This window comes from Maridesulfovibrio sp. (assembly GCF_965230075.1).
Lineage (GTDB): Bacteria > Desulfobacterota > Desulfovibrionia > Desulfovibrionales > Desulfovibrionaceae > Maridesulfovibrio.
Genome location: NZ_OZ245945.1, coordinates 2,398,663 through 2,414,624, shown reverse-complemented (window position 1 = coordinate 2,414,624; position 15,962 = coordinate 2,398,663). Strand labels below are relative to the sequence as shown.

Below are 15,962 nucleotides of genomic sequence, written 5' to 3'. Positions count from 1 at the left end.
GCCTTAATTATTTGGTCTGGGTAAGGATGGGCCGGGTGTGGCGATCATTGATATTTAAGAGTTCGAGCAGATAGCGCAGGGCCAGCAGTCCGAATCCAACGGTAGGCGCAATATAGAGCCAGTACATGGGCAGTCCCAAAGTGGGGCTGAGCTGTCCGGTGCGCATAACGAATTTAACAAGAGCAATACCCAGCCAGACCAGATAGCAGCTGAAGACAGTTCCGGTCAGGTTAATCAGGATGCTGACAGTCTTGCGCGGCAGGTCGGGCATCTTTTCGAAAAGTGTGGTTACAGCCACCTGACGGCCCCTTTCAAGGGCAAGTCCGAGGGCGAGGAAAACTGCCCAGACCATGAGCAAGCGTGTAGCTTCATCAATCCATGCGAAAGTGCTGGCGTATTGGGGCATGATTTCCCTTACCAGAACATTGAATGTGTACAGGCCGACCATGATCAGGTTGATGGAAATGATCAGCACTCTTTCGATTATCCGTATCCCGTTCAGCAGGGAACCCAGCAACTTACGCATTCTAAAAAACTCCGGGTGTAACTACCTGAAAGATATTAATTTCAGGTAAATTTTTCACCAAATTCTAATCTCGTGAATGTTCTCAACAAAAGGCAGGAGAGGATGTCCTCTCCTGCCGTGAATAAACGTCCAACTTATTTCATGATACGTGCGTATTCTTCTTCGTAAAGCTTGATCAGCTTCTGACCCTGAGCGCCTGCGCGGGCAAGGTAAGCCGCTTTGGTTCTGGGGTACATGAGTTCACGCATTGCAGCGCGGTCTGCAGGCTGCAGGGGGGAGACCTGAACGCCTGCTTTCTTGATAACTTCAAGAGCGTCTTTCTGAGCCTGTTCTTTGTGTGCTTCAACACCGGGCATTACTTCAATGAAAGTATCCACGATGATTTTCTGGTATTTTTCAGGAAGGGATTCCCAGTAGGAAGGGTTGAAGAGAACATAGTCTTCCATTGCACCGTGCTCAGAAGTTACGAGGTACTTCTGTACTTCGTAGAACTTCATACGCTGGATGGTGTCGAGGGGGTTTTCTTCGCCGTCTACAACACCGTTCTGGAGAGCGGTGTAGAGTTCACCGAAAGGCAGAGCGATTGCGGAAGCGCCGATTGCTGCGAACTGTTCGATGAGGATTTTGGAATCCATTACGCGGAAGGACTGGCCTTTGTAGTCCGCGATGGTGGAGATGGGCTTGTTGGAGGTGAAGTTTTTGCGACCGTTGGGCCAGGTAGCGATTGCTTTGAAGCCTCTGGACTCAAAGGATTTGAGCAGTGCCTTACCGAACTTGCCCTGACGCAGTTCCTGTGCTTTTGCGCGGTCAACAGGAAGCAGGAAGGGGATATCCATGATGGAAACTGCAGGGTTGAATCCGCCGAGGAAAGCTGCGGCAGAAACAGTACCTTCAATGGTTCCGAACTGTACGCCTTCGTTCATCTGGCGCTGGTTGCCGAGCTGGGAAGAAGGGAAAATTTTAAATTCAACTTCGCCGTTGGTGCGTTCTTTAACGAGCTTGGCGACTTTTTCCAGACCCTGATGGCGGGGCTGCAGAGGAGATTCAAGGTGACCGATGCGGGCTTCGTATTTGGCGGCATTGGCGGAAATGACTCCACCCATGACCATGCACAAAGCCAGAGCTACTGTAACAATTCGTCCGAAAAATTTCATTCTGGAAGCCTCCTGAAAGTGTGTGCGTGAAACTGCCGAGCAGAGTCACAAGATCAAGTCGAACCGGAACCGTGCATCCGGTATTTCCCGACTGGCTGTCGGGTTTGATTGCAAATTTAACAGCCTGCATGATGAATTAAAAGGAAATTCATATTTGCTTGCAGTTATGATTTGATTTGCTGGATTTCAATCAAAAAATAGAATTTTGTCAAGAAAAATCTCATTTTTGAAACAATTCAAAAAAATGTTCACAAAAATGAGATTTTGAGTCATAATTGATAACAATAATGGTAAAGAGACTGTCTGTTAGTGAAGTTCTACATCTTATATGAATATGGCAGTTGAATTTAAGCTTTCGATGGAGACGGGCGAATGAATGAACTTAGTCCCAAGGAAATAGGCCAGCGTTTGAAGGCGTTCAGGCTGGGCAGTAAATACAGCACCGAGGAGATTGCCGCTAAGATAGGTATATCCCGGGCTGCACTGTACCGATATGAAAAAGGTGATCCGCCTAAGCTGGAAACTCTCGAATCCATAGCCGATTTGCTTGGAGTGTCGTTGCCGTCATTGATGGGGGTCGGCGTTGAGTATATTTCTTCAGCGATCAGTTTTTTTGAGCGCATGCGCCAGAACGAAGCAGAATCGGAGCAGCTTTCGGTCATGTTCGGGCTGGTTTCCTACCTGCTGACCACAGATGAATTTGATGAGTATCTTGAGATTTCCATTAAAGAAGGTTTGCCGGAAGAGCTGCAGGGTGACCCGGATATTTTAAACCATATTGCTGAAATTATGACTGTGCTGCGCGAACGCAAAAAAGGTTACTACCAGCGCAGGCCGGGGATGGTTAACCTTGCTTCTGCCACTAATCTTGAGCAGTTTTTGCGTAGCGGCTTTGTCGGAACTTTTGATCTGCCCGAAGATGAACTGCAGAAGCGTCGCGAGGTTGCCCGACGTGAAGTAGAGAATTTTATCAACCTGCTTGAAGAACAGCCTATCGGTGTTCAGATCGGTCTGCTTGTTGATTCGGTTCCCAGCACCCATTTTCAGATTTTTCGCCAATCCGAACGTTCAACTCTTTGCTTGAGCCCTTATAAATTATGTCATTTCCCCAATGTACGGTTAGGCGTGGGCATGTTAACATCGGCACCCGAAGCGCTTGAGCTTCACCAGCAGATGATTACCGAGCTTTGGGGTCCCGCGCTAAAAGGACGCAGGGCCGCTGATTACCTGCGCAAGATGATAGAAGATTGCAAATAGTCAGGAGAAGATAGTGCCGTACCTAAGAGTTGAAACCAATGTTGATATTGCAGATGAAAATTTTGTGGTCGAACTTTCAAAGCTGACTGCTGAGAATGTGGGCAAGCCTGAAGCATATGTCATGATTGCTATACATGCCGACCTTAAGATGAGCTTTGGCGGTAAGGCTGATCCATGCGCATTGTTGACTTTGAAGAGTCTTGGTTTGCAGGCTTCCCAGTGTAAGGGATTGTCCGCGGTTTTATGTAAGTTTATGGGTGAAAAATTAGATATTTCACCGGATAGAATTTACATAGAAATGGATTCCCACGAACGAGAAATGTTCGGTTGGAATGGCAGTACTTTTGGTTAAAAAAAATGGGTAGGAGAAATTTCCTACCCATTTTTTTACTATAACAAGCTTAAATCCCAGTTGAAATTACTGGTTCGGTGCGGTTCCGGCACTGCGCGGGGCCATGGCTCTTCAATATTCAGGAACATGGTGTAGCCGGAATTCTCCAGCACCTTGCGTTCCGCGTTGAAATCAATGGGCCAGCCGGGGTAGATCCAATAGGTCTGTCCGTACTTGCGCGCCCAGCAGATTTCTTTCTTCTGGCTGTAGATGGGGCTCATTAGCTCGGTCTCGTCGGAAATGATCCTTGAAAGGGCGAGCGGCCACATGCCGGAAAGGATTACGCCCAGCGGAAGCGGGCTGTTCTGCGGCAGGGCAAGGAAGTCATCGCGGGCCAGTTCCGGGCTGACGTAAGCGGATGAAAAGCCCATATCGGCTAACATTTCGATGGTTAGCGGGTTGGATACGTTGCAGAACGGACCGGCATGAAAGCGGACGTTGGCATCGTTCGGGAAGAACGCTTTCTGCCACGGCGCATTGAGCACGAAATCACGTCCGCCGCCGCTAAGGCAGATGTCGATGATCTTCTGAACATCCTTTTCCTCGTCGGGCCAGACCACCGGGGGCAGGTGCCAGAATATCTTGGAAACAGCCGGACGCGGGGTGCGCTTAAGAGCGTTCATGGAAAGCCATACATCGGTACCAAATTTGGTTTTACCCTTGGGCGGATTGCGGTGCAGAGTATGACGCGCGGTGCGTTCCGGCAGCGGGCAGGGCTGCGGCAGATCGATGATCATGTCGCTGGCCACGTTTTCCGTAACTTTGATCTTTGAAAGTTTTGAATCAAGTTTTTTGAGCGCCTTGGTCAGACCTTCTTCGCGACGGTCAATAAGGAACACGCGAGTGCCGGACTTGAGGCGCATTTTGCCCTTGACCGGAATTGAGACCTTGCCCCGTTTGGGGATGAATTTGCGGATCTTCATGGTCTGGTGTCCGGGCTGGTCCTGATAACCGATGCGCAGGAAATCTCCGGCGAGGAGTTCCTGTCTACAGTTAAAGTAGGGCTTGCCGTTCTTCTCCTGTTTGGTGATGCCGATCAGGAAACCGGAACCGGTTTCGTTGGACGGATCAAGCGGGGTGAACGGGCGCTGCGGCAGGAATACGGAATGTGAAGACGGTCTGCCCAGTGCGAGTTCGAGTAGCTCCACAGCATCCTTTTTGACTTTTGCGTCATTGGGATTGTCGCGCAGCATTTTGTAAGCCGCTACTGTGTAGTAGACGTAGTGGGGGCCTTTTTTACGGCCTTCGATTTTCCATGAGCTGACTTTGGGAATAGCAAGGGTCGGCTTGGTCAGCACGTCGAGGCTGAGGTCGAGGCAGGAGAAAAGGCGCTTGGGCTGATCCTTGCGTTTGGCTCCGCCGTAGAGTCTGCGGCAGGGCTGTACGCAGCGGCCGCGCAGGCTGCTCTTGCCGCCGAAAAAGGAGCTCCAGTAGCAGCGGCCGGAAACGGAATAGCAGAGCGCACCGTGGACGAACATCTCAAGGGTCATGGAATCAGGGCAGGCATCAGCCATCATCCTGATTTCATCAAGGTTCAGCTCGCGGGGAACAACCACGCGGTCCACGCCCAGTTCTTCCGCAGTCTTGAGTGCTGCTGGGTGGCTGACGTTGGCGAGGGTGGAAAGATGGAGTTCACCTTCAAATCCGGCTTGACGTGCGATCTCGACCATGGCGATATCCTGAATGATCAGGGCATCCGGTTTAACTGTACGGGAGATGCGCTCCACGAGGCGGGCTGCGGAGTTGATATCATCAGGCTTGATGAGGGTATTCATGGGAATATGGGTGCGGACCCCGTTTTCCCGGCCCAGCTCAGCAAGGGCTGCAAGCTCACTAGTAGCGAAATTATAAGCTTCCATGCGAGCGGAAAAATGTTTAAGTCCGGCATATACGGCGTCCGCACCTGCGGCTATGGCTGCAAGGAAAGAGGATTTATCGCCTGCCGGAGCAAGAATTTCTGGTTTATGTTCATTCATAATGTATCACGCTTACGCCGCAAAAGTGCGGTCAGCAAAAATCTACAGGATTAAATCATGAGTGCAAACAATTGCAGGGCTGTTAAAGTCATCAGCAATAAGCCCCTCGGATTATCCTCACCCGGTGAGGAAATAGTCGAACTCAAACTCGAATATCCGGAATGGAAGCCGGGTTGGCGGGCCGGACAGTTCGTCATGATCAGGCCCGTTTCATGGCCTTTGGACCTCGTTTGGGGACGTCCTTTCTCTATTTGTAACGCAGATGAGACCAGTCTGACCATCCTTTTTCAGGTTGTCGGCCGTGGAACTGCCCGTCTGCTGGAACTGAAAGAGGGCGATGAAGTAAATATCTGGGGACCGCTGGGTAACTTCTTCAGCAAACCGCAGAACCGCCCCGTACTCATGCTCGCCGGAGGGATGGGTTTAGCCCCCTTTTGCGGATATGTCGATACCCATCCGCAGCCCGAAAATTTGAAATTGTTTTTCGCGCACCGTCCTCCGCTGGAAAACTATCCTTATAAGGGTTTGGCAGGCAAGGTTGATGTGGAAGATATCCGCGAAACCAAGCCTGAAGACATTCCTACCATCATTGCGAGGGTGGAAGAGCTGGTTAAGGAGTACGCGGAAAAAGATGGCCTTATCGTGGCCTGCGGACCCCATCCGTTCCTGAAAACCATCTGGAATGCTGCAAATAAATACGGTGCAGATGCGGAGCTTTCCCTTGAAAACCGTATGGCTTGCGGCGTTGGTGCTTGCCTTGGCTGTGTCTGCAAGGATGGCGATGACCATCATACTCAGGTCTGTACCACCGGTCCTGTTTTCAAAGCTAATAATCTCAGTCTGGAGGATTAAGAAATGGATGTGTCAATTGATTTTGCCGGACTGAAGCTTAAGAACCCTATCCTTACCGCTTCCGGGACTTTCGGTTTTGGTCTTGAGTTCAAGCGCTTCGGTGATCTTGAATCTCTGGGCGGTATCGTGGTTAAAGGACTTTCCCTTAAGCCGAGGGAAGGGAACCCCATGCCCAGAATTGCGGAAACTCCTTGTGGCATGCTCAATGCCATCGGCATTCAGAATCCGGGCGTGGAAGTTTTTCTTGAAAAGAAATTGCCCAAGCTGCCTTGGAAGACCCTGCCCGTGCTGGCGAACCTCTATGCCACTGATGCCGAGGAATTCGGTGAATTGGCTAATGTTCTTGCCGGTGAAGAGGGCGTTGCAGCCCTTGAGGTTAATGTTTCCTGCCCCAACGTAAAAGAGGGCGGCATCGCCTTCGGTCAGGACCCCAAGCAGATCACCAGGGTTGCCGAGGCGGTAAAGAAGAATGCTGGTAACAAACCGGTAATTATCAAGCTTTCCCCCAATGTCACCGACATTACCGTTTGTGCAAAAGCAGCCGAAGACGGCGGGGCGGATGCGCTTTCGCTGATTAACACCCTGTCCGGCATGGCTGTTGATATTGAGCGTAGAACTCCGCGTCTTGCCAACGTGATTGGTGGGCTGTCCGGTCCGGCAGTGAAGCCTGTTGCTCTTAGATGTGTGTATCAGGCTGTGAATGCAGTTAAAATTCCGGTCATGGGACTTGGTGGTATTACCTCTGCTGAAGATGCAGCGGAATTCCTGCTCGTAGGGGCCAAGGCTGTGCAGATCGGTACCGGAAACTTCATCAGCCCGGACCTCGCCTTCAAGGTGGCTGAAGAGTTGCCCAAGGTTCTGGAAATGGTAAAAGCTGAGTCTTTGGACGAGTTTATCGGAAGCCTTCAGTTGCCTAAATAGACTTGGTTTTTCATTTAATTTAAAATAATTGGGAAAAGTTGAAAAAAGTGCTTGCCAAGCAAGTCTGATTTAGCTAAATCCTTTTTCACCCAAGCGGAGAGGTGTCCGAGTCCGGCTTAAGGAGCACGCCTGGAAAGCGTGTATAGTTAACGCTATCGGAGGTTCGAATCCTCTCCTCTCCGCCAGCTTGAATTCACAAAGCCCCTTGCAACGATGTTGCGAGGGGCTTTTTATTTTATTGTCTTACTCTATTAAAGATAAGCCTTTCCTTGCCCTTGTGGGTATAGCATCCGCTTTGGAAGCTGGTGATCATGTTGTTCTGGATTTGTTTTACAAATCCTTGGGTACAATAATTTTTTGATCCCTTAATAGTGTAGGAGTTGCCAGATTTATTGATTTTATATTTGAATCTGTTTTTTCCCATTACCACTTTGCCTGTTCTGGCGTTTTGGGAGCCCCCTACATATGTTCCATCGGAGTAATACTTATAAATTCTGTATTGGTTTTTTCCGTTCCAAAAGTCAGTTTTGTGGGAAATGAATGTGCCGACAATTTGAGGCCTTGTGCTGCCTGAGTTGGCGTTATTGTTTGTGCTGGCAAAATTACCCGACACTTTTTTAAAGTACATGGCTCTTCCGCCGGGGCTGTAGCATCCGCTTTTAAAACGTCTGATTTCATTGTTTTCAGTGTCGGTTACAAAACCTTCGGTGCAGGAACCGCCGCTGCTTACGACAAAAAGATTACCTGATTTTGAAATTTTGAACCTTTTTTTGCTGCTACCCATTTTGACTTTTCCGGTTGCAGCATTTTTGCTGCCGGAGGTATAGGTTCCGTCACCATTAAAGAGGTAAATTCGGTAGTGGTATTTTCCGTTCCAGTAGTCTTTTTTGTCAGCTAAGAAGGTCCCGGAGATTGTGGGTAGTGAATTGCCGGAATTTACTGCTGCGGTCTGTTGGGTGTTATAGGGAGTATTTCCATATGGATTATTGCCGGAGTTAGCCTGCTGATTGCCATAAGGGTCACTCCCATAAGGTGCGTTGCCTGAACTTCCGGTTCCCAGTGGCAGGCCGCCCTGCTGATTATTGTAGCTATGCTGTCCCGCACCCGGATAGTACCAGCTGTTCATGGCATGTCTTAGCTGATGCCATGCCTGACTGCGGCCTTTCAGGGCAAAGCCTTGGAAAACGTAGTTTACGCCATTGTATCTGGAAGCGACGAGGTGTGAATCGAATTGATTGCCGTCACGAGTCTGACCGGAATATGTCCGGGTCACGGCCGGGTAGCCCGAAACCTGTCCGGGAACTTCAGAAACTTTGTTCTGGAAGGGTAGACCGCGTTGGGTCATTTCCCGCGCCCACATATCGAGCAGGCTGCCGAGAGGAACTTCCTGTCCGGGAGCGGCGTATAGCTCGATGGCAGCATCCTGAGCCGGGGAGATGCATTGTTTTATTAGGTCGTTGCCGCGTGCTGAATAGTTGTCATTCCATCCCGGTGGACACTGCAGGCCTTGGGATATGTCTGTTGCGAATAATGGGGATGCTGATAACAAGAAAAGGACGATGAAGAGTAGTGAAGTCCTACTGTGACGGTTCATTATATTCTCCTTGGGGTTTGGGAGAACATTAACTGATTATTTAGGATAATGCTATAATGATATATTGTTTGCTGGTTGTTGGCTTCATCGGGGTGTGAAATAGTCTGGAATTAGGCTGGATTTTTTATAACCAAATAAAATCTAAGTTTAAGTTCGAATAATTGAAAAAAGTGCTTGCCAAGGAGTTCTGATTTAGCTAAACACATTTCTCCCAAGCGGAGAGGTGTCCGAGTCCGGCTTAAGGAGCACGCCTGGAAAGCGTGTATAGTTAACGCTATCGGAGGTTCGAATCCTCTCCTCTCCGCCAGTAAATTCAAAGGCTTACGTCAACAGACGTAAGCCTTTTTCTGTTTGGGGCCGATTTTGTGCACCACGAAATGCACCTTTTTGCCCGCGTTTTGATTTTTATTCTGTTTTTATCCTTTGGATTCCAAAATTTCCAAGGGCTTGTAGTCGGGACTGAATGGCTATTTGGTGCAAAAATATTTTTGCACCTACGGAAGGCTGGGAACCGTTGGTGTTATTGGGCTAACGGTTGTTCTGCGTGATTTGTTTTCTATGGCAAGACTACTGAATATCCGTTTGGTGCAATTTATTTTTTGCACCTACGTAAGGTCGGGAAGCCCCGGTACGCTTGGACTAATCGTCATTTTGTATGCACCAAAATAACAAAACGGCCCTGCTGATAGTTCAGCAGGGCCGTTTTGCCGGGGTAGAGGAGGGGGTTAAACTAGGTCGTCATTATCCAATATTCGGGCGGCTGTTTCGGTGTTGCCGCGTTTGGCTTTCAGGTAAATATCTGTTGTGGTCGGCCTTTTGTGTCCGAGGATGTTTTGAATATCGGTAAGGCTGGCTTCTTTCGAATCATCAAGGCGAAGGGCTACGAAGTCGCGCAAATCCTTTAGGGTGAATCGGCGGACTCCTGCAATTGCGCAAGCGTAATGGAGCATATACTTAATGCCGTCTGCCTGCCGTGTATATCCGGTTCCGGTGCGAGGGTTGTTGAAAACGTATTCTGAATCAATTTCTCTATCTTTCCAAATCTTCAGCAGAAGGGTGTGCAGGGTGGAGCCTTCCGGCATTGAGATTATACGGTATTCTTTTTTTCCGCCTTTTCTCTTTTTGGTCCAAAAACTGAGGGTACCGTTAGCGAAATCTACACTTTCCCATTTAAGTTTCCGTGGGTCTCCTGCTCGGCCTCCTGTTTTTAGTAAAATTTGAATATAATCCTGCTGCCATGGTTTAGCAGCATTGTATGCCGCGACCACGTCTTCAGCAGGGGGAATATAAACGGTGGCTTCATCGCCTTCTGACTTTTCAAGCTTGGGCCACGGGTTAGATAATATCCGTTCTTCCTTGATATGGAAATTCCAGCATGCCTTTAGGTTTTTAACGTGGTTGTTTGCAGTTTTGACCGTACGGGCCTTGCAAGTGTGGCGGTAGTATTTACGGGCAATTTCAAGGCTGACATCATCAAGCAGGAAATCAACAGCTTCAGGGTTGATTCTTTGTATGTAGGCAAGGGTCCATTCTGCGAATTCAGTTAAGTGGTTGAGCTTTTCCTGTACGGTTCCGGTGGTCATGTTCCTGTCTTCACAGTCCAGAAGATAATCATATGACGCGGCGGAAAACATCAAAGCGTTGAGCCTTGCTAGTTCCCTGTCTATCTCCTTTTTCTTTGTTTGCGCCCACTGTCTGCCTTCCTTTTGAGTTTCGACCACTTTGGACGGCTGTTTCCCGCGATACTTGAAGTACGCCCGGTATTTCCCGTTTTTCCCTTTGTAGGGGCGAAAGTATACGTTCAGTGTCGTTGTCATGGGTCAAGCCTTTGCTTTGCGCTTTGCAGTGGTTCAGTACTTCGTGGTAATCGAATCTGGCTGATTCAAGTCGGGGCTTTTGCCAGCCATTAGGTGTCACAAAAAAATGGGGGTAGTTCTTCCACCGTGAGCGGAGGGTCTTAAAATCCAGCTTTAGCTTCTCTGCCAGTTCCTTATAGTTTAGGCAGGTGAGGTCTATTTCTGGTGGTTGGAGTTCCATTAATCCCTCCAAGGCTTGTAAGGATCATCATAGACCGGAAGAATCCGACTAGACCAAAGCAGCGGGCCTTGTTTATTTCCGGCTTCACAGACATTCACCGCACCGTCAGACTTTGCATCACACAAGAGCCGCCTTGCTGTCCGCTCGGCATGTCCGCGGGCTTGAGCAAGGCAATCTGAATAGTTGGAGCCTGTGACGGATTTCAATATTCCAACATGTTTGCCATGGTGGGTGAAGACGACATGGATTGTGTTTTTCATAACATCACCGGATAGGACACATGGATGCATCGCGGGAATCGCCGCCGATAGCTGCTGAATACTCCGCTTCAATCTGCATACTTTTGTCTAGCTCGTTTGGATTTGACCACGGGATAAAGACATATGCAGCCACCTCTTTTTCAGCCTTTGCTTTCTTCGCTTTAGGGTGAGGAAGCCCTTTTGCTTTGCGCTCAAGGAAGGCTGCGCGAAGCTCTTTATTCTGATCCGTTGCACCCAAACGGGTGCGCCAGTACCATTTAGAATCGAAAGTTTCACAGCAGGTGCAATACTGCTCCACCAGCACATCCACACGGCAAGTAATTGATCCACCATTCTTGGTGAGCTTATAGGTGGGCTTTGTCTTTGAATTAGTCCTGCTCGGCATGATCTGGTAGCCGATGCCGTAGCCCGGTGTGTCGTTAGTGCTGAATAGCTGGCCTAATTCATCAATTTCGTAATCGAATCCTTCAATTCTATGTCTGGCTGGTCGTTTCATAAGGAAAGCTCCTAATTCCGTGTTTCAGATTCTGCGCTTATGATTTGAGTTTTTAGCGGTCCTTCTCGCTGTGGGGTCGTGGAGAACGAAAAGGACCGCTGTTTGTGGGAGTAGGGTGGTGTTCTTGACACTCTGCCTACTATTTTGGTTAGAAGATCAATAAAGGAGATAGTGACATGTCTACAAATATTGATCTTTTTAACCAGTACACTGCCGAAATTTTTGCTGAACTCTATGAATACTTTCCTGTTCCTAGGACCATGATTGGCTCAAGAATCGCTGGGTTCACTAACGAAGATTGTAACGATAGTGGAGTCTTTCCTGATGAAGCCTACGTTGCCAGCGCAACTCTTGAATGGCTTTGGCAGGCTGGGTACGTTTCTGCCTCAGGGTATTCTAGATACATGCTCCACAGTGCTGTTCTCTCACCCAAGGGGCTTGAACTAATGAAGTTAATGCCTTCATCTCTTGAATCTGAAACTTCAGTTGGAGACAAATTGCTTGCCTTATCCAAAAGCGGTGCAGGGGAAGCAAGCAAAGCATTAGTCCGAGTTGCTATGACTGAATTATTTAAGTCATTTGCAACACAGTGAGTCTCGAACACTTCCAAATCCGTGGTGACCACAAGCCATCATAAGCACGAGGAAACACACGTTTTCTCGTGCTATCGCTCCTTTTACGCCTGATTCATTCAAGACTTTGACCATTTCTAAAGCTACTTCACAGGTCTTGCTATTCGGTGCAGGTGGGAATTCTTCACTCATCTCCAACACTCCTAGTTTGATTTAACACCGCTTCTCACCCGTTTACTGTCCGGCCCTTTGTCGCGGAGCTTTCGGCGTGGTGGGTTGCTGTGGTAAAATTAGTAGTAGTGCAAATTGCACTAGTTGTAAATAAAAAAATAGCGCAAATTGCGCTATCTCTTTTAAGTCTGAAATATGAGAAAGTAACAAAAAAGCCCTACAAAAGCAGGGCTTGATTAATCAAAAGGCTAAATAGCGGCTACAGGAGTAGGCATTTGATCCCAAGTCGTCCCTTGCAACAAACGTCCAGCTTTTTTCTTGTTTTTGCCCCCCCACTGCTTGAAAAAGAAATGGGTATTCTGAGCTAAACACTGTTTTTTAATATCAATAACCCAGTCTTCTTCCATAGGACGTGAATTAGGGCCAGACTCACCTCCTACTATAACCCAATCAATTCCTTCTAAATCCAATTTCCCAATTGGCCCTAATAATGGTTCCAAAGAAAGAAATTTAGTCTTAGCAGAAGTTGATTTTAAATTATCTATTCGATGCTTATAATCGGCAGACTCAACAGTTACACCCATCCAAATATTGTTTGCCCACGATAATCGCGGTGCCAATTCTTTAAGCCTCCCAGAACGCTTAGTAAGAAGTTGATACGTATGCCAATTAGCCATATGCATTGTACCAAAAATTTTTTTTATAAACTCAAAAGGAGCTTCTTCATGAAAAATGTCGCTCATAGAATTCACAAAAATCATTTGAGGTTTTTTCCATTCAAATGGTTTAGTTAAAGCATGTTGATGTGTAGTCAACTTAAACCCATTTGAATAATTCTCGCTATTCATGGCTTGCAACCGCATTGCCATACGCTCAGCGTAGCAGTGCTTACAGCCTGCACTAATTTTCGTACAGCCAGTCATCGGGTTCCAGCTAGCTTCAGTCCATTCAATTTTCGTTATAGCCATGCGCTATCTATAGGTGATAAATTCTAGGTCTACAAGACCCTTGTCTACACTATTATATGAAAGTCCAAATCGAGATAAATTGTTCTTTATAACCTTGTCTTTTTTAAGTTTTTTTAAAACATCTTTTACATGAGATGACGGAGGATGAAAGCCAGCATCTAATGCAAAATCGAAAATGTCTTGATTGCTCAAAATAGCTTTTTGCCTTATCAATTTGTCTAATGAGGCTTGAAAATTTTTAATCTTTTGAGAACCTGCCAATTCAGGGATCATAGGACAATCTTCAGTTCTAAGATCTCCTTCAAAGGAAAAATTGGACTCGCCATTTTCAGGGTCTTCTTTCCAGCACGATTCAATGAATTTATACACACCTAATTTGTTACGACTCCCAAATATTAAGCAATGCCTATGACCTTTTGCTTTTTGAATAGCAAAAGAATGCAAATAATATTCATCTATTACCCAATTCTTTTTTATATACTCGCACAACTTACGATGTGCGGTTTTAGGATCTTCAAAATAAGACCTCTTAAGGCCTGGAAAATGCTGTTTAAATCCATTTTGCTCACAAAAACGTTGTACATTGGTAACTGGCGTAAATAAAATAAAATCAGTTCTTCTTAATGAAGATATTGTTTGGAAATGATCACGAGTTAAAGCCAATCCAAAAGGATCAATAAATAAGAAATTGGCAACATTGTTTTTGTCCAGTGAAGGTAAAATCTCTTCAAAAAGATCTTCATATGTTTTGTTGGTTATTTTTATGTCTACATAAACAGGAACCTTATCTTTAATTTTTTTCAAGTGAACTTTAAGCCTTTCAGTTGCACCTTGATTGTCGTCATTGAAGTGCAAATTTATTGTTAGTCCTTTTTCCCGTTTTGTAATTAAATTACTGAAAAGTTGAATTGTATCTATGATCTTTAAAGGACTTCCTTTCTTGCCAGATGCATCTTTTCCTTCGCCAGCAAAAAAATCTACAAGATTAATTTCTTCTATAAAATTCTGTGTAATGAAAACAGGCAACCAAGATTTTACACTTCTCTCAAGAAGATCGAGCTTTAAACATGTTCCCTGATCGAATTTGTCAAAAAAATCCTTCTTGTTTCTTTTAGCAGTCTTTTTCTTGGCTCCATTATGATTACAAATGTCCAACAATGACCCTTGTTTCTGCATCTTGCCTCCCCGTAAAGTCACCTTTAATATTCTGTTTATAGTTCGTAGATTACTGCGTCTAATTAAGAATATATTTTAACGTTGTGTATTTTTTATGCTATATATCATCCATTATGCTTTAATTAAGGGTAAAAAAAATGAACTCAGATAAGTCGAAAAGTGTTTTTCAGTAACGCTGTCACTACTGGACGTAGTTCATGACCATTAGAAAAAACAATGCTTAAGCCAACTTTTTCCGTTCACTCGCGATCTTGGCTTGATTTATTTTAAACCGTTCTCCAGCCCTAAACATCAAAGCCCCAAATTCAATCCCCAGCCCCTGACATAAACTATAAGTATCAGCCACAGTAAGAGACTGAGGCTTTCCTGTATTCTTCCTCGGAAGCCTGATCTGTCTCCACCTTGTGATTGATTTTTCGGCATCACCAAAAGCAGCCTTGGCAAGCTGACTGTGGTTCATGTCTTTTTCTTCTGCAATTATGCAAATTTCTTCGACAACCGTTTGTTCAAAAAGTTCTGCGCTCATAAGTATTTAATTAGATCATATTAACCTACGCCGTAAGTTTGAAAATTGCTCTTGTCTTTCTGGTGCAATTTGCGCTAGTGTGTTCGCATGAAACGAAGCGAACCATTCTCAAAAGACTTAGTCACCGAACTAGAGCAAAAACTAGGCAAAGCAAACGTAGCCAGCGCGCTATCAATCCACCCAGCATCCTACCGCCGTATCAAATCGACACTGCGGGCTGATTCTACTGTTGTCCGGCTGGCTCAACACATCGCCTATCCTGAGAAGTTCCCTTTGCCACCACTGGAGGCCCACTAAATGTCTCCAACCCCCTGCAACGAAACCTGCCCCCTCTACCAATTCAAACACACCCATAGCCCGCCGCTAACGTGCAGTGAGTGTGAATGTAGGGAGAGAGGGAAGGAAGATAGCACAGACCCCGGACCTGAATCATCTAATTCATGTCCGTTAATTGGCTACAATGGATAGTAGCCGGAAATTTAAGCATGCTGACAGCGGGGCGCGTGTCTCGCAGCTAAAAGGAGTGGAATATGTACCCATATACGAAGCTCAATGACACGGAGAGGAAAAAGGCAAGAAAGGTTGTTGAAAAGATGCTTGAAAACCTTTCAGGCTTAACCTTTGCCGAATCGAGCTACGCAGTTGAAGTCGTCAAAGAAGTTCTTGAGGACAGCAGAAACAAGGCTGACCATTCGATTAAATTTAAGCCTGTTTCTGCTGATATTCCTACTTCTTTGATCGCAGAAGTTCTCTGATTTCGAGCAATAGCATTCGATCAGTTTCTTCAGCTAAATGCCCCTGAATTAATATACAGTGATTCTTGTACAAAAATTTACATTCAAGATTGTCACAACTTGCAGCGTTATCGGCTCCAGCCTCACTAATTTTACGCTTTGCAATTGGGCAATACTTATGAGTTAGCATCTACGGTTCTCCTTCTGATTTATAAGTCATTCTGTGGTGGTTTGACTAAATATCAGAAGGAGCTTCTGAAGAGCAATGACAAAGATAAATTAGAACCCATTAACTGAACAGTAGCACCACAAAGATAGCCTATCTACTACAGATAGCAGCCCTCTTTGGAA

At 46.4% G+C, this 15,962-nt stretch carries 16 protein-coding genes and 2 tRNA genes; 8 read left to right on the top strand and 10 right to left on the bottom strand.

All coding sequences use genetic code 11. The features are described from left to right. Positions 1–7: 7 nt before the first annotated feature. Positions 8–526, bottom strand: coding sequence for a TRAP transporter small permease (locus tag ACO05Z_RS10955; RefSeq protein WP_421902220.1), 519 nt, complete (start codon positions 524–526; stop codon positions 8–10). A gap of 134 nt (positions 527–660) precedes the next feature. Then, positions 661–1,680, bottom strand: coding sequence for a TRAP transporter substrate-binding protein (locus ACO05Z_RS10950; protein ID WP_421902219.1), 1,020 nt, complete (start codon positions 1,678–1,680; stop codon positions 661–663). A 372-nt stretch (positions 1,681–2,052) separates the two neighbouring features. Here ACO05Z_RS10950 and ACO05Z_RS10945 point away from each other — a divergent pair, with 372 nt between their 5' ends. Both ACO05Z_RS10945 and ACO05Z_RS10940 read left to right on the top strand, forming a co-directional pair. Beyond that, complete coding sequence (locus tag ACO05Z_RS10945; RefSeq protein WP_421902218.1) at positions 2,053–2,937, top strand: helix-turn-helix domain-containing protein; 885 nt, start codon at positions 2,053–2,055, stop codon at positions 2,935–2,937. 13 nt (positions 2,938–2,950) lie between these two features. After that, the gene (locus tag ACO05Z_RS10940; RefSeq protein WP_421902217.1) at positions 2,951–3,289 is read left to right on the top strand and encodes a phenylpyruvate tautomerase MIF-related protein; all 339 of its coding nucleotides are present in this window, start codon (positions 2,951–2,953) and stop codon (positions 3,287–3,289) included. 38 nt (positions 3,290–3,327) lie between these two features. On the opposite strand, the gene ACO05Z_RS10935 is transcribed toward ACO05Z_RS10940, so the two are convergent. Then, positions 3,328–5,304: a peptidase U32 family protein gene (locus ACO05Z_RS10935; protein ID WP_421902216.1), complete on the bottom strand. Its 1,977-nt coding sequence runs from the start codon at positions 5,302–5,304 to the stop codon at positions 3,328–3,330. Between the two features lie 57 nt (positions 5,305–5,361). Here ACO05Z_RS10935 and ACO05Z_RS10930 point away from each other — a divergent pair, with 57 nt between their 5' ends. The 3 genes from ACO05Z_RS10930 (at position 5,362) to ACO05Z_RS10920 (ending at position 7,262) form a co-directional block, all read left to right on the top strand. Continuing rightward, entirely contained in the window at positions 5,362–6,156 is a 795-nt protein-coding gene (locus tag ACO05Z_RS10930) for a dihydroorotate dehydrogenase electron transfer subunit (protein WP_421902215.1), read from the top strand. Between the two features lie 3 nt (positions 6,157–6,159). Next, entirely contained in the window at positions 6,160–7,077 is a 918-nt protein-coding gene (locus tag ACO05Z_RS10925; protein WP_421902214.1) for a dihydroorotate dehydrogenase, read from the top strand. A 95-nt stretch (positions 7,078–7,172) separates the two neighbouring features. Then, a tRNA-Ser gene (locus tag ACO05Z_RS10920) sits at positions 7,173–7,262 on the top strand. A 50-nt stretch (positions 7,263–7,312) separates the two neighbouring features. Here the strand turns inward: ACO05Z_RS10920 and ACO05Z_RS10915 are convergent. Then, a complete protein-coding gene (locus tag ACO05Z_RS10915; protein ID WP_421902213.1) occupies positions 7,313–8,671 on the bottom strand; it encodes a hypothetical protein in 1,359 nt (452 codons plus the stop codon). 217 nt (positions 8,672–8,888) lie between these two features. Between ACO05Z_RS10915 and ACO05Z_RS10910 the strand changes: the two genes are divergently transcribed. Then, a tRNA-Ser gene (locus ACO05Z_RS10910) sits at positions 8,889–8,978 on the top strand. Between the two features lie 418 nt (positions 8,979–9,396). Here the strand turns inward: ACO05Z_RS10910 and ACO05Z_RS10905 are convergent. The 3 genes from ACO05Z_RS10905 to ACO05Z_RS10895 form a co-directional block, all read right to left on the bottom strand. Beyond that, a complete protein-coding gene (locus ACO05Z_RS10905) occupies positions 9,397–10,488 on the bottom strand; it encodes a tyrosine-type recombinase/integrase (protein WP_421902212.1) in 1,092 nt (363 codons plus the stop codon). 219 nt (positions 10,489–10,707) lie between these two features. Continuing rightward, entirely contained in the window at positions 10,708–10,968 is a 261-nt protein-coding gene (locus ACO05Z_RS10900) for a hypothetical protein (RefSeq protein WP_421902211.1), read from the bottom strand. Between the two features lie 4 nt (positions 10,969–10,972). Further along, a complete protein-coding gene (locus ACO05Z_RS10895) occupies positions 10,973–11,464 on the bottom strand; it encodes a hypothetical protein (protein WP_421902210.1) in 492 nt (163 codons plus the stop codon). 176 nt (positions 11,465–11,640) lie between these two features. Here ACO05Z_RS10895 and ACO05Z_RS10890 point away from each other — a divergent pair, with 176 nt between their 5' ends. Next, positions 11,641–12,057: a hypothetical protein gene (locus ACO05Z_RS10890; protein ID WP_421902209.1), complete on the top strand. Its 417-nt coding sequence runs from the start codon at positions 11,641–11,643 to the stop codon at positions 12,055–12,057. Positions 12,058–12,455: 398 nt separating this feature from the next. Here the strand turns inward: ACO05Z_RS10890 and ACO05Z_RS10885 are convergent, their stop codons facing one another. From ACO05Z_RS10885 to ACO05Z_RS10875, 3 genes are all read right to left on the bottom strand, one after another. After that, the gene (locus ACO05Z_RS10885; RefSeq protein WP_421902208.1) at positions 12,456–13,175 is read right to left on the bottom strand and encodes a DUF5131 family protein; all 720 of its coding nucleotides are present in this window, start codon (positions 13,173–13,175) and stop codon (positions 12,456–12,458) included. 3 nt (positions 13,176–13,178) lie between these two features. After that, positions 13,179–14,351, bottom strand: a complete 1,173-nt coding sequence (gene tcmP / locus ACO05Z_RS10880; protein ID WP_421902207.1) for a three-Cys-motif partner protein TcmP — start codon at positions 14,349–14,351, stop codon at positions 13,179–13,181. 220 nt (positions 14,352–14,571) lie between these two features. Continuing rightward, positions 14,572–14,877 (bottom strand): hypothetical protein, encoded by a 306-nt coding sequence (locus tag ACO05Z_RS10875; RefSeq protein WP_421902206.1) that lies wholly within the window; start codon positions 14,875–14,877, stop codon positions 14,572–14,574. 530 nt (positions 14,878–15,407) lie between these two features. Here ACO05Z_RS10875 and ACO05Z_RS10870 point away from each other — a divergent pair. Next, positions 15,408–15,632, top strand: coding sequence for a hypothetical protein (locus ACO05Z_RS10870; protein ID WP_421902205.1), 225 nt, complete (start codon positions 15,408–15,410; stop codon positions 15,630–15,632). The last annotated feature ends 330 nt before the right edge of the window (positions 15,633–15,962 follow it).